At 70.8% G+C, this 13,896-nt stretch carries 15 protein-coding genes; 8 read left to right on the plus strand and 7 right to left on the minus strand.

From position 1 onward, the window contains the following. Positions 1–2 precede the first annotated feature (2 nt). Together ACFQ2D_RS13320 and ACFQ2D_RS13325 are read left to right on the plus strand one after the other, a co-directional pair. Positions 3–1,703 carry a proline--tRNA ligase gene (locus tag ACFQ2D_RS13320; protein WP_280942630.1) on the plus strand — a complete coding sequence of 567 codons (1,701 nt, stop codon included), beginning with the start codon at positions 3–5 and terminating at the stop codon, positions 1,701–1,703. A gap of 321 nt (positions 1,704–2,024) precedes the next feature. Further along, positions 2,025–2,405 carry an H-NS histone family protein gene (locus tag ACFQ2D_RS13325; protein ID WP_342457131.1) on the plus strand — a complete coding sequence of 127 codons (381 nt, stop codon included), beginning with the start codon at positions 2,025–2,027 and terminating at the stop codon, positions 2,403–2,405. A gap of 61 nt (positions 2,406–2,466) precedes the next feature. Here ACFQ2D_RS13325 and ACFQ2D_RS13330 read toward each other — a convergent pair whose 3' ends face one another. After that, the gene (locus tag ACFQ2D_RS13330; RefSeq protein WP_280942629.1) at positions 2,467–3,714 is read right to left on the minus strand and encodes a threonine/serine exporter family protein; all 1,248 of its coding nucleotides are present in this window, start codon (positions 3,712–3,714) and stop codon (positions 2,467–2,469) included. An 86-nt stretch (positions 3,715–3,800) separates the two neighbouring features. Between ACFQ2D_RS13330 and ACFQ2D_RS13335 the strand changes: the two genes are divergently transcribed. The 4 genes from ACFQ2D_RS13335 (at position 3,801) to ACFQ2D_RS13350 (ending at position 7,403) form a co-directional block, all read left to right on the plus strand. Continuing rightward, the gene (locus ACFQ2D_RS13335; RefSeq protein WP_280942628.1) at positions 3,801–4,919 is read left to right on the plus strand and encodes an MlaE family ABC transporter permease; all 1,119 of its coding nucleotides are present in this window, start codon (positions 3,801–3,803) and stop codon (positions 4,917–4,919) included. Between the two features lie 87 nt (positions 4,920–5,006). Further along, positions 5,007–5,813 (plus strand): ABC transporter ATP-binding protein, encoded by an 807-nt coding sequence (locus ACFQ2D_RS13340; RefSeq protein WP_280942676.1) that lies wholly within the window; start codon positions 5,007–5,009, stop codon positions 5,811–5,813. A gap of 1 nt (position 5,814) precedes the next feature. Next, a complete protein-coding gene (locus tag ACFQ2D_RS13345) occupies positions 5,815–6,738 on the plus strand; it encodes an MlaD family protein (RefSeq protein ID WP_280942627.1) in 924 nt (307 codons plus the stop codon). Continuing rightward, positions 6,735–7,403: an ABC-type transport auxiliary lipoprotein family protein gene (locus ACFQ2D_RS13350; RefSeq protein WP_386795677.1), complete on the plus strand. Its 669-nt coding sequence runs from the start codon at positions 6,735–6,737 to the stop codon at positions 7,401–7,403. Before ACFQ2D_RS13345 ends, ACFQ2D_RS13350 begins: the two co-directional genes overlap by 4 nt. Positions 7,404–7,427: 24 nt before the next feature. On the opposite strand, the gene ACFQ2D_RS13355 is transcribed toward ACFQ2D_RS13350, so the two are convergent. From ACFQ2D_RS13355 to ACFQ2D_RS13365, 3 genes are all read right to left on the minus strand, one after another. Then, a complete protein-coding gene (locus ACFQ2D_RS13355) occupies positions 7,428–8,030 on the minus strand; it encodes an alpha-ketoglutarate-dependent dioxygenase AlkB family protein (RefSeq protein ID WP_280942626.1) in 603 nt (200 codons plus the stop codon). 58 nt (positions 8,031–8,088) lie between these two features. Further along, entirely contained in the window at positions 8,089–9,219 is a 1,131-nt protein-coding gene (locus tag ACFQ2D_RS13360; RefSeq protein WP_280942625.1) for a PilT/PilU family type 4a pilus ATPase, read from the minus strand. A gap of 131 nt (positions 9,220–9,350) precedes the next feature. Continuing rightward, positions 9,351–10,388, minus strand: coding sequence for a type IV pilus twitching motility protein PilT (locus ACFQ2D_RS13365; protein ID WP_280942624.1), 1,038 nt, complete (start codon positions 10,386–10,388; stop codon positions 9,351–9,353). A 275-nt stretch (positions 10,389–10,663) separates the two neighbouring features. On the opposite strand from ACFQ2D_RS13365, the gene proC reads away from it, so the two are divergent. Both proC and ACFQ2D_RS13375 read left to right on the plus strand, forming a co-directional pair. Beyond that, on the plus strand, positions 10,664–11,509 hold the full coding sequence (proC, locus tag ACFQ2D_RS13370; RefSeq protein ID WP_280942623.1) for a pyrroline-5-carboxylate reductase: 846 nt from the start codon (positions 10,664–10,666) through the stop codon (positions 11,507–11,509). Then, on the plus strand, positions 11,502–12,002 hold the full coding sequence (locus tag ACFQ2D_RS13375; protein ID WP_280942622.1) for a DUF4426 domain-containing protein: 501 nt from the start codon (positions 11,502–11,504) through the stop codon (positions 12,000–12,002). The genes proC and ACFQ2D_RS13375 overlap by 8 nt, the downstream gene beginning before the upstream one ends. Before the next feature lie 26 nt (positions 12,003–12,028). Here ACFQ2D_RS13375 and ACFQ2D_RS13380 read toward each other — a convergent pair whose 3' ends face one another. Genes ACFQ2D_RS13380 through pdxH form a run of 3 tightly spaced genes read right to left on the minus strand, consistent with a single transcriptional unit; the run spans position 12,029 to position 13,883 of the window. After that, entirely contained in the window at positions 12,029–12,823 is a 795-nt protein-coding gene (locus tag ACFQ2D_RS13380) for a cobalamin-binding protein (protein WP_280942674.1), read from the minus strand. A 2-nt stretch (positions 12,824–12,825) separates the two neighbouring features. Beyond that, entirely contained in the window at positions 12,826–13,284 is a 459-nt protein-coding gene (gene aac(6'), locus ACFQ2D_RS13385) for an aminoglycoside 6'-N-acetyltransferase (RefSeq protein ID WP_280942621.1), read from the minus strand. Further along, complete coding sequence (gene pdxH, locus ACFQ2D_RS13390; RefSeq protein ID WP_280942620.1) at positions 13,281–13,883, minus strand: pyridoxamine 5'-phosphate oxidase; 603 nt, start codon at positions 13,881–13,883, stop codon at positions 13,281–13,283. The genes aac(6') and pdxH overlap by 4 nt, the downstream gene beginning before the upstream one ends. Between the last annotated feature and the right edge of the window lie 13 nt (positions 13,884–13,896).

Here is a 13,896-nt window from a genome sequence, read left to right on the forward strand (position 1 = left end):
CGATGCGCCTGTCGCAGTTCCACCTCCGTACCGAAAAGGAAACCCCCGCCGACGCCGAGATCGTCAGCCACCAGCTGATGCTCCGCGCCGGCATGGTGCGCCGCCTGGCCGCCGGTCTCTACACCTGGTCGCCGCTGGGGCTGCGCGTGCTGCGCAAGGTCGAGGCGGTGGTGCGCGAGGAGATGAACCGGGCCGGCGCGATCGAGATGGCGATGCCCTCGGTGCAGCCGAAGGAACTGTGGGAGGAGACCGGCCGCTGGCAGAAGTTCGGCCCGCAGCTGCTCAAGATCCGCGACCGCAAGGAGCAGGACTACTGCTTCACGCCGACCGCCGAGGAGGCGGTGACCGACTTCTTCCGCCAGGAGTTCGCCAGCTACAGGCAGCTGCCGGTGAACCTGTACCAGGTGACGTCCAAGTTCCGCGACGAGATCCGGCCGCGCTTCGGCGTGATGCGCGCGCGCGAATTCATCATGAAGGACGCCTACTCGTTCCACGTCGGCGACGAGGACCTGCAGCGCGAATACCGCAACATGTACGACACCTACACGCGCATCTTCACCCGCCTGGGCCTGAAGTTCCGCGCGGTGGCCGCCGACACCGGCGCGATCGGCGGCAGCGCGTCGCACGAGTTCCACGTGCTGGCCGACTCGGGCGAGGACGCGCTGGCGTTCTCGGAGACCTCCGGCTACGCGGCCAACGTCGAGCTGGCCGAAGCCGTCGCGCCGGGCGCGCGCGCCGGTGCGACCGAGCAGCTGCGCAAGGTGGACACGCCGGTCCAGAAGACCTGCGAGGACGTGGCCGCGCTGCTGGGCATCGCGCTGCAGCGCACGGTCAAGTCGGTCGCGCTGTGGGGAGAGGACGGCTTCGTGCTGGCGCTGGTGCGCGGCGACCACGTGGTCAACGAGATCAAGCTGGCCAAACTGGCGGGCCTGGCCGACTACCGCCTGGCCACCGAAGCGGAGATCCGCGAGCACCTGGGCGCCGAGCCCGGCTTCCTCGGCCCGATCGGCGCGAAGCGGCCGATCCGCATCGTCGCCGACCGCGCCGTGGCCGCGATGGCCGACTTCGTCGTCGGCGCCAACGAGAGCGGCTTCCACCTGGCCGGTGTGAACTGGGGTCGCGACCTGCCCGAACCCGACGAAGTGGCCGACATCCGCAACGTGGTCGCCGGCGACCCCTCGCCCGACGGCCAGGGCACCCTGGCGCTGGCGCGCGGCATCGAGGTCGGCCACGTGTTCGCGCTCGGGCGGCGATATTCCGAAGCCATGCAGTGCACCGTGCTCGACGAGGCCGGCAAGGCCGTGCATCCGGCGATGGGCTGCTACGGCATCGGCGTGTCGCGCATCGTCGCCGCCGCCATCGAACAGAATCACGATGCGTCCGGCATCGTCTGGCCGGCGCCGATGGCGCCCTGGCAGGCGGTGGTGTGCGTGATCAATCCCAAGGGCAATGCCGAAGTCGCGGCCGCGGCCGAGGCGCTGTACCGCGAACTGCTCGAGGCCGGACTCGACACCGCGCTCGACGATCGCGGCCTGCGCCCCGGCCCGATGTTCGCCGACATCGAGCTGATCGGCATCCCGCACCGCGTGGTGGTTTCCGAACGCGGGCTTGCGGCGGGCACGTTCGAGTACCGTGCGCGCAGCGCCGCGGAATCCGAAAGCCTGGACCGCGAAGCGCTGCTGTCGCGCCTGCTCGCGCGGTAAACCGAACCCTGTGCGAGGCAGGACGCGCCGCCCGCGCGGGCGGCGCGTCGTTTCGCCGATCGCGATCGCGGGATCGGCGCATCGCGTCGACGGACGCGGGGATACGGCCTGGCCCGGTCCCAGTTTATCGAGCTGGTGCGGCGGACCCAGCGGCCATCGCGCGGCAAGAAGCGGCGATTATCCCCCGGAAAAACCACGCCGCGATAATCGCGAACGGCGCGAACCGGCGCAGCGCGATTTTGCCGGCTGGCCGCGCTCCATTACCATGGCGCCGGGCCACGGAGCGGCCACTTCCTTTTTCCTTCCGTACTGGAGTTTCGAATGGCAATCGATCTGAATGCACTTTCGCCCAAGGAGCTCGACGCGCTGATCAACGCGGCCCGCCAACGCAAGACCGTTTTGAAGAAGCGCAAGCCCATTGCGGCGATCCGCAAACGGATCGTCGATTTCGCGGCGGCCGAAGGTTATTCGATCGAGGAGCTGTTCGGCGGCGCGGCGACGGGCGGCGCCCGCCGCGGCGCGAAGAAAGCCCCCGCCAAGCGGGCGCCGGCGCAGGCCGGACGCAAGCTGGGCAAGGTGCCGCCGAAGTATCGCAACCCGGGCAACCCGGAGGAGACCTGGACCGGCCGCGGCAAGCAGCCGCGCTGGATGGCCGCCCTGGTCAAGAAGGGCAAGAAGCCCGAGGACTTCCTGATCAAGTAGGACTGCAGCTCCCGGCGACACCGGAACGCCGGCCTTGCGCCGGCGTTCTCGCGCCAGCCGCTCAGAGGTCGCGGCGCGCCGGGAGCAGCAGGTTGCCGACCAGCAGGCCGGCCACCAGCGCCAGCAGCACGTTGAGCACGGTGATCGCCGCGGCCTGCCCCGCCGACATGTCCTGCTGCTGCACCGCCACCAGCAGGCTGCGCAGGCTGGTGCTGCCGGGCACGAGCATGATGATGCCGGGCACGCGGATCAGCGCGCCGGGCCGGTTCATCCAGCGCGCGTAGCCGTTGCCGGCCACGGTGATCACCAGCGCCGACAGGAACACGCCGGCCGGACTGCCCAGCCATTGCCCGCCCAGCCGGGAGATCTGGTAGCCGGCGATGGCCGCCGCCATCACCAGCAGGTAATCGCGGCGCGCGGCGCGGAACAGCGCCGCGAAGGCCCAGGCGGCGGTCACCACCGCGCACCACTCCACCCAGTCCGGCTGGGGGCGCCATGCGCGCACCTGCGGCTCCAGCCCGACCATCTGCGCCAGGGTCAGCGCGATCATCGTGCCCACCGTGAGCTTGAGCAGGGTCGACATCGCCCCGAACAGGCGCGCGGTCCCCGACATCAGGTGCTGGCTGGTGAGCTCGCTGAAGGCGTTGGTCAGGGCCATCCCGGGCATCAGCACGATCATCGACGCGATCACCACGGTATTGAGGTTGAGCGGGCCAACGAAGGTGGCCGCCAGCGCCGCGAGGGCACCGGCCAGCATGCCCGCGATGGCGTCGTCGGCCTCGCGCATCTGGGGACTGTTGCGGCTGGCCCACAGCAGCAGGCCGATGAGCGTGCCGGTCACGCCGGCCGTGGCGATGTCCAGCCACGGCAGCCGCAGCAGCCCGGCCACGCTGGCGGCCGCCAGCCCGAAACCGAAGGTCTGGCGCAGGTGCGTGCGCCAGTCCCCCTCCCGACCCAGCGCGCGCAGCGCGGCATGGCCCTCCGCGATGCCGAGCCGGCCGGCGGTGACCTCTTCGGCGATGCGGTCGGCCTCGCACAGCCGCGACAGGTTGGTTTCGCCCAGCGGCAGGCGGATGACCCGGGTGGTGTCGCTCTCGCCCGGCGGACGCTGCGGATCGTTGAAGCTGAGGATCAGGCCGGTCGGATTGCTCCAGGGCTCGCAATCGAGCCCGAGCCGGCGCGCGACCGAGACGATCGCGCCCTCCAGGCGCTGCGCGGTGGTGCCGTTGCGGTGCAGGTGGCCGGCCAGTTCGACGATGAAGGCGATGCGGATCGCGTAGGCGGCGTTGGCGGGCAGGGGTTCGGCCATGAGCGACAGGATCGCATGGCACGCCCCCCGGTCGCACGGCGGTCGTGACCTGTCCTTGCAGGGCGTTGCCTGTATCCTCGCCGGCGATGACTGCCTCCACCGCGACCCCGCCCACCGCCGACCTCGCGCCTGGCGAACAGGCCGTGCTGCGCCTGGCCGGATGCTGGACGCTGGCCCACGCCGCCGGGATCGGCCAGGCGCTGCGCTCGGCGCCCGATTCGGTGTCGCGCATCGACGCAACGGCGGTCGAACGGCTCGATTCGCTGGGCGTGCTGCAGCTGCTGCGCTACGCCAAGCGCCGCGACCTGGACTACGACGACTTCCGCTTCCGCGAGGACCATCGCGCCCTGGTCTCGGCGATCGAGGACATCCACGACGAGCGCCCCAAGCCGCGCCGCGAGTACGGCTTCGCCGCGGCGCTGGCGCGACTGGGCTACGCCGTCCACGACAACGCGCGCGAAGTCGTGGCGCTGGTGAGCTTCCTTGGCGAGACCCTGGTCAAGCTCGGCCGCACCGTGCTCGACCCGCGCCGCTTCCGCCTCACCCCCACGGTGCACCACATGGAGCAGGTGGGCCTGGACGCGGTGCCGCTGGTGGCCCTGCTCTCGTTCCTGGTCGGCGCGGTGATCGCCTTCCTCGGCGCGCAGATCCTGGCCGACTTCGGCGCCACGATCTTCGTGGTCGAACTGGTCTCGATCGCCTTCCTCCGCGAATTCGGCGTGCTGCTGACCGCGATCCTGCTCGCCGGCCGCACCGCCAGCGCCTTCACCGCCCAGATCGGCGCCATGGTCAGCCGCGAGGAGGTCGATGCGATCCGCACCCTCGGCCTGGACCCGGTGGAACTGCTGGTGATCCCGCGCCTGATCGCCCTGCTGGTGATGCTGCCGCTGCTGACCTTCATCGCCATGGTCTCGGGCCTGCTCGGCGGGCTGTCGGTGGGCGCCTTCAGCCTCGACATCCCGCCGCAGGCCTACCTGGCGCGCATGCACCAGGAGATGGAGCTGCGCCATTTCCTGATCGGCATGTCCAAGGCGCCGCTGTTCGCGATGGTGATCGGCCTGATCGGCTGCCTGGAGGGCATGCAGGTCAAGGGCACGGCGCAGTCGGTGGGCGAGCGCACCACTTCGGCGGTGGTGCAGACGATCTCGCTGGTGATCGTGTTCGATGCGTTCGCCGCGATCTGGTTCATGTACATGGATTGGTGATCGGTGACTGGGCATTCGAAACAGCAGGGAAGCCAAGGCCGGGATGCCGGAGGTGATGCCCTGGCCCGGTCCAGCCGGGAATCCCCGATCGCCGATCACGCCAGCAGCGCGCACGCGCCGCTGATCCAGGTCCGCGGCATGGTCAACCGCTTCGGCGCGCAGACCGTGCACGAGGGCCTGGACCTGGAAGTGCGCCGCGGCGAGATCATCGGCGTGGTCGGCGGCTCGGGCAGCGGCAAGTCGGTGCTGATGCGCTCGCTGATCGGCCTGCGCCAGCCCGACGCCGGCGAGATCTCGGTGCTGGGCGTGGATCCTCGTTCGGACGATCCGGGCGAGCGCCTGCACCTGGAGCGCAACACCGGCGTGCTGTTCCAGGACGGCGCGCTGTTTTCCTCGCTGACCGTCGGCGAAAACGTGCAGGTGCCGCTCAAGGAGCACCACCCGGACCTGCCCGAATCCCTGCGCTACGAGCTGGCGCTGCTCAAGGTGCGGCTGGCCGGCCTGCCCGCCGATGCGCTGGACAAGCTGCCCTCGCAGCTCTCGGGCGGCATGCGCAAGCGCGCGGCGCTGGCGCGGGCGCTGGCCCTGGACCCGCCGCTGCTGTTCCTGGACGAGCCCACCGCGGGACTGGACCCGATCGGCGCGGCCGCGTTCGACCGGCTGATCCGCACCCTGCAGCAGGCGCTGGGCCTGACCGTGTTCCTGATCACGCACGATCTCGACACCCTGTATGCGATCTGCGACCGCGTCGCGGTGCTGGCCGACCGCAAGGTGGTCGCGGCGGCGCCGCTGGACGAGATCGAGCGCATCGACCATCCCTGGATCCACGACTATTTCCATGGCCCGCGCGGGCGTGCGGCGCACGCGACGGCGGCCATCGCTGAGGACACCTGACATGGAAACCAAGGCCAACTACGTGCTGATCGGCGCGTTTACCATCGGGGTGACGCTGTTCCTGCTGCTGTTCGCGCTGTGGGCCGCGAAGTACTCGTCGGACCGCAGCTGGAACGAGTACCACGTGGTGTTCCGCGAGCCGGTGACCGGCCTGACCGAGGGCAGCAGCGTGCACTACAACGGCATCGCCATCGGCACGGTGGACGACCTGATGCTGGCCCCCAACGATCCGCGCCAGGTGATCGCCAGGCTGAAGCTGCAGGCCGACGCCCCGGTCAAGGCCGATACCCGCGCGCGCCTGTCGATGACCAGCCTCACCGGCCCGCCGATCATCCAGCTCACCGGCGGCAGCCCGGAAGCGCCGCCGCTGGCGGCTGGCCCCAACGGGGGTCCGCCGGTGATCGAGACCGAGGCCTCGGCGCTGCAGAACATCGCCGACACCGCCAACCGCCTGGTCGAGCGCCTGGACAACATGCTCAGCGAGGAGAACGTCCAGCGATTCACCGACACGCTCGACAACATCCAGACCATGACCGGCACCATCGCCGAGCAGCGCGAGGACATGCGCGAGATCCTGATCAACGCGCGCAAGGCCAGCGAGCAGCTGAACGTCACCATGTCCTCTGCCAACCGCACGCTCGACACCTTCGACCGCGAGCTGGTGCAGAAGCTGCCGGCGCTGGTGGCGCGGATCGATTCCACGCTGTCCCGGCTCGACTCGGCCGCCGGCGGCGCAGACGCCATCCTCAGCGAGAACCGGGCCGCGATCAGCAGCTTCGCCAACGACGGTCTCGGCCAGCTCGGCCCGACCCTGGGCGAGCTGCGCGGGCTGGTGCGCGACCTGCGCCGGATCAGCGACCGCCTCGAAGGCAACCCCGCCCGGTACCTGCTCGGCCGCCAGGGCCCCAAGGAGTTCGAACCGTGAGTCCAGCCCCCGCCCGCCCCGCGTTGACGATCCGGCATGCCGTCGCCGTCCTGCTACCGCTGGCCCTGGCCGGCTGCTCGCTGCTCGGCGGCGGCGATCGCGAACCGTCCACGATCTACGCACCCGATCCGCGCGTCACGCTCGACGCCTCCGCGCCGACGGTGGAGTGGCAGCTGGCCCTGGTCGCGCCGCAGGCCGCGCGCATCGTCGACAGCTCCCGGATCGCCGTGCGCCCCCTGCCCGGCGAACTGCAGGTCTATCGCGGCGCCAGCTGGGCCAAGCCGCCGCCGGACATGCTGCAGGACGCGCTGCTGCGCGCGCTGGAGGATTCGGGCCGGATCCCGGCCGTCGCGCGCCAGGGCGCCGGCGTGTTCCCCGACTACAAGCTGCTGACGGACGTGCGCCGCTTCGAGGCCGACTACGCCGGCAAGGCCGTGCCGGCCGCGGTGATCGAGGTCAACGCCAAGCTGGTCCATGGCCGCGACCAGTCGATCGTGGCCTCGCGCACCTTCGAGCGCGTCACCCCGTCGGCGGGCACCGACATCGCCCTGGTCGCCGACGCTTTCTCGCGCGGCATGGAACAGCTGACCGGCGAACTGGCGCTGTGGATCCTGACCACGGGCGACGCCCACCAGCGCAGCCAGCACCCCGGCGAGCCGCGCTGAGCCGCGCCGCCCGCCATCGTGCGGTCACGAGGGCGGCGCAGGCGATCGCACCCGGCGGAAGGTGAGGTTGATCCTCGCGCCGGCCGCCCTGGCGGTCCGCGGCAGCGCATGCCGCCAGCCGGCCTGGGTGTCGCCGCGCATCAGCAGCAGGCTGCCGTGCGGCAGCTCCAGCGCGAGCTTGCGCGCGGGATCGTCGCGTCGTCGCAACACGAACCTGCGCGTGGCGCCGATGCTCAGCGAGGCGATCAGCGGGCGCGGACCCAGCTCGGGTTCGTCATCGCTGTGCCAGCCCATGCTGTCGCGTCCGTCGCGGTACAGGTTGGCCAGCACGCTGTTGAAGTCCGCGCCGGTCTCGGCGGCCAGCCGCCCGCGCAGCGCCGAAAGCGCCTGCGGCCAGGGATGCGGCGCATGGCGCACGCCGGAGTAGCGATAGGACGCGCCGGGATCGCCGATCCAGCAGCTCAGTCGCGGCGAGTCGATCTCGCGGCCGAACATCCGTACGCGGTGCACCTGCCAGGGCAGGCCCGCACGCAGGGTCTCGAACAGGGCCGACGCCGCCTCCGGGGCCAGCCATCCCGGCAGCAGAACCACGTCCGGTCCGCCGCCTTCCCCATCGGCTCCGGTCATCACGCGGGAAGGGCCGCACGCCGGTCCGGGCGCGGCTCCATGCGGGTCCGCACCGGCCTCAGCGGACCTCGGCGATCTCGACGCCGTCCAGGCCCTGCGACAGCGTGCGCGCGTCGCCGCCCTGGGCGAGCTTGATCTTGAGCCGCACCTCGTTCTGCGAGTCGGCGTAGCGCAGCGCGTCCTCGTACGAGATCTCGCCGGCCTGGTACAGCTCGAACAGGGCCTGGTCGAAGGTCTTCATGCCGAGGTTGGTGGACTCCTTCATCACTTCCTTGAGCTTGTGGATCTCGCCGTCGCGGATGTAGTCCTGCACCAGCGGAGTGCCGAGCAGGATTTCCATCGCCACGCGGCGGCCCTTGCCGTCGGGCGTCGGGATCAGCTGCTGGGCGACCACGCCCTTGAGGTTGAGCGAGAGGTCCATCAGCAGCTGGCCGCGGCGGTCCTCGGGGAAGAAGTTGATGATGCGGTCCATCGCCTGGTTGGCGTTGTTGGCGTGCAGGGTGCACAGCACCAGGTGGCCGGTTTCGGCGAAGGCGATGGCGTGGTCCATGCCCTCGCGGGTGCGCACTTCGCCGATCATGATCACGTCCGGCGCCTGGCGCAGGGTGTTCTTGAGCGCGTTCTCCCAGCTGTCGGTGTCGATCCCGACCTCACGCTGGGTGATGATGCAGCCCTCGTGCTTGTGCACGAACTCGATCGGGTCCTCGATGGTGATGATGTGCCCGGTCGAGTTCTGGTTGCGGTAGCCGATCATCGCCGCCAGCGAGGTCGACTTACCCGTGCCGGTGGCGCCGACGAAGATGATGATGCCGCGCTTGGTCATCGCCAGGGTCTTGATGATCGGCGGCAGGTTGAGCTCTTCCACGCTGGGGATCTTGGTCTCGATCCGGCGCAGCACCATGCCCACCTGGTTGCGCTGGTAGAAGCACGACACGCGGAAGCGCCCGACGCCAGCGACGCCGATCGCGAAGTTGCACTCGTGCGTCTTCTCGAACTCCTCGCGCTGCGGCGGCGACATCACGTTCAGCACCAGGTCGCGCGACTGCTGCGGCGTCAGCGGATTCTGGGTGATGGGCTGGATCTTGCCGTGGACCTTCATCGACGGCGGCATGCCGGCGGTGATGAACAGGTCCGACGCCTTCTGGTGCGCCATCAGCTTGAGGAAGGAGGTGAAGTCGATGCTGCTCATGGTGGCTCCTGCGGAGCCGGGAACCGTGGGCCAGGGACGGGGCTTGCCCCGGCCGCGGCCAGCAGCTCCTGGCCTTTATCGCACCCGGGCGTCCGGGTGCCTCGAAAACGTCGTTGCCGGCGCGCGCCCGCTCATTCGAACAGGCGCTTTTCCTTGGCGTATTCCCGGGCCTGCTGGCGGGTGATCATGCCGCGCTTGACCAGGTCCTGCAGGTGCTGGTCGAGCGTCATCATGCCGTGCTGCTGGCCGGTCTGGATCGCCGAATACATCTGCGCCACCTTGTCCTCGCGGATCAGGTTGCGGATGGCGGGGATGCCGACCATGATTTCCCAGGCCGCGGTCCGCCCGCCGCCCACCTTCTTCAGCAGCGCCTGCGAGATCACCGCGCGCAGCGATTCGGACAGCATCGAGCGCACCATCGGCTTCTCGCCGGCGGGGAACACGTCGATGATGCGGTCGATGGTCTTGGCCGCCGAGCTGGTGTGCAGGGTGCCGAACACCAGGTGGCCGGTTTCGGCGGCGGTCAGCGCCAGGCGGATGGTTTCCAGGTCGCGCAGCTCGCCGACCAGCACGATGTCCGGGTCCTCGCGCAGCGCCGAGCGCAGGGCCTCGTTGAAGCCATGCGTGTCGCGGTGCACCTCGCGCTGGTTGATCAGGCACTTCTGCGAGGTGTGCACGAACTCGATCGGGTCCTCGATGGTGAGGATGTGCCCGTACTCGTTCTTGTTGATGTGGTCGATCATCGCCGCCAGCGTGGTCGACTTGCCCGAGCCGGTCGGGCCGGTGACCAGGATCAGGCCCTGCGGCTGCTCGATCAGCTCGCGGAAGATCGGCGGGCAGCCCAGGTCCTCGAGCGTCAGCACCTCGGAGGGAATGGTACGGAACACCGCACCGGCGCCGCGGTTCTGGTTGAAGGCGTTGACGCGGAAGCGCGCCAGGCCCGGGATCTCGAACGAGAAGTCGGTTTCCAGGAACTCTTCGTAGTCGCGCCGCTGCTTGTCCGACATGATGTCGTAGACCAGCGCGTGCACCTGCTTGTGTTCCAGCGCCGGGATGTTGATCCGGCGCACGTCGCCATCGACCCGGATCATCGGCGGCAGGCCCGCGGACAGATGAAGGTCGGAGGCCTTGTTCTTGACCGAGAACGCCAGAAGTTCGGCGATATCCATGCAAGCTCCCCTGGCTGCAGTGTGTCGTGATGCGGCCGCCACGACGGTTGGCGACAGCCTATCCCCGGTCGGGAGTATAGCCATGTACGCGGGTCACAATTCAGCCCTGCCCGTGCCGTGCCGGACGGGTCGCCGGCCGGCCGCAGGCGCCGCCGGCCGGTCCTGGCCGCGGCGCACGGCGATGACCCGTTCGCCCGCGCCGCCTGCCCGTCCGCGACATGCGATGGGCGCGGGTTCGCGCTAGGGTGGTGGCCCCGTCCCGCCCCCCGTCCGCCATGACCGAGTCCGCTACCGCCGCGCCCTCCCTCGCCCCGATCGCCTTCATCGGCGGCGGCAACATGGCGCGCAGCCTGATCGGCGGACTGGTGGCCGCCGGCGCGGACCGCAACCGCATCCGCGTGGCCGAGCCCGATGCGCGCACCCGCGCCGGCCTGGCCGAGGACTTCGGCGTGGCCTGCTTCGCCAGCGCGGCGGAGGCCGTGCCCGGCGCGGCGACCTGGGTGTTCGCGGTCAAGCCGCAGGTGATGCGCGAGGTCTGCGAATCGCTGACGCCGATCGCCCGCGCCGAGCGCCCGCTGGTGGTCTCGATCGCCGCCGGGATCACCGCCGCCCAGCTCGACCGCTGGCTGGGCGGTGGACTCGCGGTGGTCCGGGCGATGCCCAACACCCCTGCCCTGCTGGGGGCCGGGGTCACCGGCCTGTTCGCCAACGCCCGGGTCGATGGCGGGGAACGCGAGCGCGCCAACGGGCTGCTCGCCAGCGCCGGACAGACCGTCTGGATCGCCGACGAGGCGCAGATGGACGCGGTCACCGCCACCTCCGGCAGCGGCCCGGCCTACGTGTTCCTGCTGGCCGAGGCGATGGAGGATGCCGCGATCGCGCAGGGCCTGCCGGCCGACGCGGCGCGCATCCTGGCGCAGCAGACCATCCTCGGCGCGGCGCGCATGCTGACCGGTTCGGGCGAGCCGCCGGCCGAACTGCGCAGGCGCGTCACCTCGCCCAACGGCACCACCCAGGCGGCGATCGAGACCTTCGAGGCCGGTGGTTTCCGGGCGCTGGTCGGCCGTGCGATCGAGGCGGCCACCCGCCGTGGCGCCGAACTGTCCGCCGCCAATGACTGAGGGGTCGGCGAGGCTGCGTGCGCTGGCGGCGACGCTGGCGCTGGGCCTGCTCGCCGCCTGCGGCGGCGCGCCGGCCGACCCGGTCGAGCTGTCTGCGCAGCGCACGGCGTCCCTGCAGCCGGCCACGCTGGAGGTGGGCGACCTGCGCATCAGCGCAAGCGTCGCGCCCTCCGCGTCCTTGGGCCCGGCCATCGCCGCCCGCTATGGCGTGTCGCCCGACCGCGGCGCGCAGCTGCTGCTGGTCGGCCTGCGCCAGGGCCCCGAGCACGACGAGACCGCGCTGCCGGCGCAGGTGAGTGCCCGTGCGCGCGACCTGCGCGGGGTCTGGCAGGACGTGGCCATGCGCGAGGTGCGCAGCGAGGGCTTCATCGACTATGTCGGCATGGTCCGGGTGGCGCCGCCCGATACCCTCGCGTTTGAGGTCACCGTCCTGCGCGAGGGCGCCGAGGCCCCGCAGGTGCTGCGCTTCAGCCGCGACGTCTTCGCGCAGTAGTCCGCCCCGTTCCGCCGCCCTTCCCGTCAGGCGCGGCGGTCGGCCCAGCGCCGGATGATGCGCGCGATCTCGCCCACCCCGTCGGTCAGCGCCGCCGGGCCGGGCTGCAGGATCAGCGGCGAGCGGATTTCGTGCAGCTCGCCGTCGCGTACCGCGGGGATCGCGCTCCAGCCCGGCCTTGCGGCAACCTTCTCCGGCCGGAACTTCTTGCCGCACCACGAGCCGAGAATGATGTCCGGCGCTCGCGCGACCACCGGCGCGCCGTCGGCCAGGATCCGCGCCTTTGCAAGCGGCTCGGCGGCGAGCTCGGGGAACACATCGTCGCCGCCGGCAATGCGCACCAGTTCGGCGACCCAGCCGATGCCGGTAATCAGCGGATCGTCCCATTCCTCGAAATAGACCTTCGGCCTGGCGTGCAGCGCCGCCGACGCATCGGCGATCGCCTCCAAGCCGCGCGCCAGCGCGTCGGCATAGGCGTCGGCGCGTGCGCTCGCACCGACCAGTGCGCCCAGCCGGCGTACGTAGTCGAGGACGCCGTCGACGCTGCGGTGGTTGCTGATCCACACTTCGACCCCGCGACGCACCAGCTCGGCAGCGATGTCGGCCTGGATGTCGGAGAAGCCGACCACGAAGTCGGGCCGCAGCGCCAGGATGGCCTCGATCTTCGCACTGGTGAAGGCGCTGACCTTCGGTTTCTCGCGGCGCGCGCGCGCAGGGCGCACGGTGAAGCCGCTGATGCCGACGATGCGGTCCTGCTCGCCGAGCGCGTACAGGACTTCGGTGGGTTCCTCGGTCAGGCAGACGATCCGCCGCGGGCCGATGCTCATGCCAGCGACTTGCGGAAGCAGACCACGCGTTCGGTTTCCTCGAATCCGCAGCGCCGGTGAGCGCCCACCGAGGCGTGGTTGTCGATCAGCGCATCGGACGCCAGCTCCACGCAGCCACGGCTGCGCGTCCACGCTTCAACGCCGTCGACCAGGGCACGGCCCACGCCGCGCCCGCGCCATTCCGGGACCACGTACCAGGCTTCGAGGAAGCCGACCGGCGAGGTCGTGGTGCCGTTGACGTACTCGCTGCGCAGGCGCGCCTCGGCGAATCCCACCGCCTCGCCGCCGGCGACGGCGAGCAGCACGCAGGCGGCATCCTGCGGGTGGGCGGCGGCGAGCAGTTCGGCGAGCGTGCCGACGGCAGGCTCCTCGGGCCACAGCGCCTGGCGCATGCCTCCCCAGGCAGCCGCATCGTCCGGCAGCCTGGCCGGGCGCAGCGCCACGTTCGCGGTCACGGATACAGCATCCGCTTGGCGCACTGGCCGGTCAGGTCGAACTCGTACAGCCAGCGCTCGTGCAGGCGGAACATGCCGCCGTACCAGAACTCGATCCGGTCCGGGCGCACGCGCAGGCCGGTCCAGCGCGGTGGCCGCGGCACCTCGCGCCCGGCGAATTCGGCCTCCAGCTCGCTCACCCGCTGTTCGAACTGGTCGCGCGATGCCAGCACTTCGGACTGCTTCGACGCCCAGGCCCCGAGCTGGCTCACCCGCGGCCGCGTCGCGAAATAGGCGTCGGCCTCTGCGTCGTCGACGATCTCGACCGGCCCCTCGATGCGGACCTGCACGCCGCTGCGCACGCGCGGCCAGTGGAACAGCAGCGCCGCGTGCGGGTTGAGCTGCAGTTCGCGGCCCTTGCGCCCGTCCAGGTGGGTGTAGAACACGAAGCCGCGCGCGTCGTGCGCCTTGAGCAGCACGGTGCGCGCCGAGGGCAGGCCGTCGCGCGTGGCGGTGGCCACCGTCATCGCGGTGGGATCGGGTTCACCCGCCGCCAGCGCCTCGGCGAACAGGGCATCGAAAGTGGCCAGGGCCTCGGCCTGCAGGTCTGCGCAGCTCATTGGGCTATTGTGG

The sequence above is a fragment of the Luteimonas composti genome (assembly GCF_042678665.1).
GTDB lineage: Bacteria > Pseudomonadota > Gammaproteobacteria > Xanthomonadales > Xanthomonadaceae > Luteimonas > Luteimonas composti.